General features: G+C 46.5%; 3 protein-coding genes. 1 reads left to right on the forward strand and 2 read right to left on the reverse strand.

Going from position 1 to position 3,519, the window contains the following annotated elements:
• Positions 1-178: 178 nt before the first annotated feature.
• On the reverse strand, positions 179-511 hold the full coding sequence (qacG2, locus tag L2I46_RS28780) for a quaternary ammonium compound efflux SMR transporter QacG2 (protein WP_015063357.1): 333 nt from the start codon (positions 509-511) through the stop codon (positions 179-181).
• Positions 512-1,259: 748 nt separating this feature from the next.
• On the opposite strand from qacG2, the gene ltrA reads away from it, so the two are divergent.
• Positions 1,260-2,600 carry a group II intron reverse transcriptase/maturase gene (ltrA, locus tag L2I46_RS28785; RefSeq protein ID WP_225556253.1) on the forward strand — a complete coding sequence of 447 codons (1,341 nt, stop codon included), beginning with the start codon at positions 1,260-1,262 and terminating at the stop codon, positions 2,598-2,600.
• An 89-nt stretch (positions 2,601-2,689) separates the two neighbouring features.
• On the opposite strand, the gene L2I46_RS28790 is transcribed toward ltrA, so the two are convergent.
• Positions 2,690-3,430, reverse strand: coding sequence for a subclass B1 metallo-beta-lactamase IMP-4 (locus L2I46_RS28790; protein ID WP_015060105.1), 741 nt, complete (start codon positions 3,428-3,430; stop codon positions 2,690-2,692).
• Between the last annotated feature and the right edge of the window lie 89 nt (positions 3,431-3,519).

Here is a 3,519-nt window from a genome sequence, read left to right on the forward strand (position 1 = left end):
GGTCATGCTCAGTCATGAGGCGCAGTGTGACGGAATCGTTGCTGTTGGTCACGATGCTGTACTTTGTGATGCCTAACGTTTGACGTGAGGGGCCGCCGTAGCGGCGAAGCCGCGAAGGGAACCCGCAAGCGCAGCTTGTGGGCGGTCCCTCTCGACGGAATGGTTAGATGCGACCGTTTTAGTGAACACTTGCCTTAGATAGCAAGTTGAGCACAGCAACGCCGCTGATAATGAAGCCGACACCAACAAATCCCCACATATCTAGTTTTTGACCATGCAAAACCCATGCAATCGCAGTGACCAAGACGATCCCGAGGCCCGACCAAACTGCGTAGGCGATTCCAACAGGAATCGATTTGAGTGTCAGCGACAGGAAATAAAAAGCAGCAGCGTATCCCGCTACGACGATAAAAGACGGTACTAACCTAGTAAAGCCCTCACTAGACTTGAGCGCAGAGGTTGCAATGACCTCAAAAATAATGGACGTAGCCAGAAATAACCAATTTTTCAAAATATTTATCCATGGAGTTCCGCGAATAAATTTTAGGTTCGATTTAAGAAAAAAAACAGTCTTGTTGCTGGCCGAAATTTGTGCGCACAGCAAAGCATCTAACGCCGAGTTCAGCGGCAGTTTTTAAGTTGTGGTTTTATGGAATATTTTTGCGAAGCAAAACCATAAAACCGCGACTTAAAAACTGTCCAGTGCGCGCAGCGCACGATGCTGCAACGACTTGTGTACGCCCAGCATGGGCATGAACTAATGAGGTGAAAGTCCTCTGTAGGAAGGTCACCGTTCGATAACATGCTGTTATTAAACGTTAACTACTAGCGAATGGCAAGGGCTTACCCGTGAGGGGCGGTCTGAAGGAAGCCGCTAGCAAATTTGCGAGCTGATGAACAAGAACATCATATGAGGCGTAGGCTGAAGGTGAGTTGGCACAAGACGACGAAACCACGTGATCTAACGGCCACCGTAAATGATGCAGCAGTGCAAAGAAAGTTCATGTCCTTATCTGGGGAGATCTGCTTAGCATGCGATCGGTCATTAACCAGTAAGGCTCTGGTCTACAAGTGTCTTGGCTTTTCAATTTCATCAACTGGAAAGAGCGAATTAGATGAAAACCGATAGCGCATGACGGGGCAACTCGGCATGTGATTAAGCAGAAGTCAGCAGACGGCATAGTAGCCCAACGCCTATCGTAATGGATGGGATATGGTGAAGGCCTGAACATTTAGAAGAAGGAGGAGTCTTGCCAAACTTGTCGGTACTCACTACGTCGTCAGACGATTACTATCAACAGCGTATTAGCCCGCAACCAGCCTTCAACAGCAATCTATTTCCGCAACTACTCGAACCTGAGAATCTACACCGAGCTTGGCGACAAGTGAAAGCCAATAAAGGCGCGTCGGGTATCGATGGCATGACCATCGAAGCCTTCCCGCGCTGGATGCAACAAGGCGGCTGGCAACAGTGTAAATCTCAGCTTGAGCGAGGAGAATATCAACCCTCAGCGGTCAGGCGCGTGGAGATCGATAAACCCGATGGCGGTAAACGCAAATTGGGGATCCCCACCGTGATTGATCGTGTGATACAACAAGCAATCGCTCAGATACTCACGCCGTTGTTTGACCCCTACTTTTCAGTCAATAGCTTCGGCTTTAGGCCGAACAGAAACGCCCAGCAGGCGGTACTACAAGTCAGGAATATCATCAAACAGAAGCGCAAATTTGCCGTTGATGTTGATCTGTCCAAGTTCTTTGACCGCGTCAACCACGATCTGTTGATGACTCAGTTAAGGAGTAAGGTGCAGGATAAGCGTCTGCTAGCGCTTATTGGCAAATACCTGCGAGCGGGCGTCATGGTCAACGACCAATTTGAAGCAAGCTTCGAAGGTGTACCTCAGGGCGGCCCACTCTCACCCTTATTATCAAACATCATGCTGGATAGTTTGGATAAAGAATTGGAAAGCCGAGGACATCACTTCGCCCGCTACGCTGATGACTTTATCATCTTGGTGAAGTCTCAACGGGCGGGAGAACGTGTTCTCAAGAGTATTACTCATTATCTTGGTACGAAGCTAAAACTGATCGTTAACGAGCATAAAAGCCAAGTAGTTAAGGTAGGTCAAAGCAAGTTCCTTGGCTTCACCTTTAACCGAGGAAAGATCCAATGGCATGCCAACACGTTGCACGTTTTCAAACAAAAGATACGACGACTGACGAACCGCAATTGGGGAGTCAGCATGAGCTATCAACTGTTTAAACTGCGGCAATATATGCAAGGTTGGATCAATTACTTTGGCATAGCCAACGCTTATCAAGGTTGCGTCGATTTAGACCACTGGATCCGTCGCCGAGTGCGTATGTGCTACTGGCGTCAGTGGCGAAAACCACGGACTAAGGTGCAGAACCTACTTAAACGAGGTGTCAGGATCCAAGCTGCCGTTGCTTGTGGACTCACAAGTAAAGGCCCTTGGCGTAGTTCGAAAACGCCAGGCATACAGCAAGCGCTGAGTAACGAGTACCTAGAGAAAGCTGGATTGTATTCACTAAGAGATGGATGGATTGCAGTTCATTATCCTAGCCAAATAACAGGTTAGGAGTTCTAAATGAACCGCCCTGTGCGGAGCCGCATGCAGGGTGGTGTGGGGGCTGGAGGCTAGATACCTCCGGCTACCCGATTAGAAATTTAGTTGCTTAGTTTTGATGGTTTTTTACTTTCGTTTAACCCTTTAACCGCCTGCTCTAATGTAAGTTTCAAGAGTGATGCGTCTCCAGCTTCACTGTGACTTGGAACAACCAGTTTTGCCTTACCATATTTGGATATTAATAATTTAGCGGACTTTGGCCAAGCTTCTAAATTTGCGTCACCCAAATTACCTAGACCGTACGGTTTAATAAAACAACCACCGAATAATATTTTCCTTTCAGGCAGCCAAACTACTAGGTTATCTGGAGTGTGTCCTGGGCCTGGATAAAAAACTTCAATTTTATTTTTAACTAGCCAATAGTTAACCCCGCCAAATGAATTTTTAGCTTGAACCTTACCGTCTTTTTTAAGCAGCTCATTAGTTAATTCAGACGCATACGTGGGGATGGATTGAGAATTAAGCCACTCTATTCCGCCCGTGCTGTCACTATGAAAATGAGAGGAAATACTGCCTTTTATTTTATAGCCACGTTCCACAAACCAAGTGACTAACTTTTCAGTATCTTTAGCCGTAAATGGAGTGTCAATTAGATAAGCTTCAGCATCTACAAGAACAACCAAACCATGTTTAGGAACAACGCCCCACCCGTTAACTTCTTCAAACGAAGTATGAACATAAACGCCTTCATCAAGTTTTTCAATTTTTAAATCTGGCAAAGGCTCTGCTGCGGTAGCAATGCTACAAAACAAAAATATAAAGAATACAGATAACTTGCTCATACTTTCCCTTTTCTAACTTTGTTTTAGGGCGACTGCCCTGCTGCGTAACATCGTTGCTGCTCCATAACATCAAACATCGACCCACGGCG

The sequence above is a fragment of the Klebsiella sp. 2019SCSN059 genome (assembly GCF_021739525.1).
Classification (GTDB): domain Bacteria; phylum Pseudomonadota; class Gammaproteobacteria; order Enterobacterales; family Enterobacteriaceae; genus Klebsiella; species Klebsiella quasipneumoniae.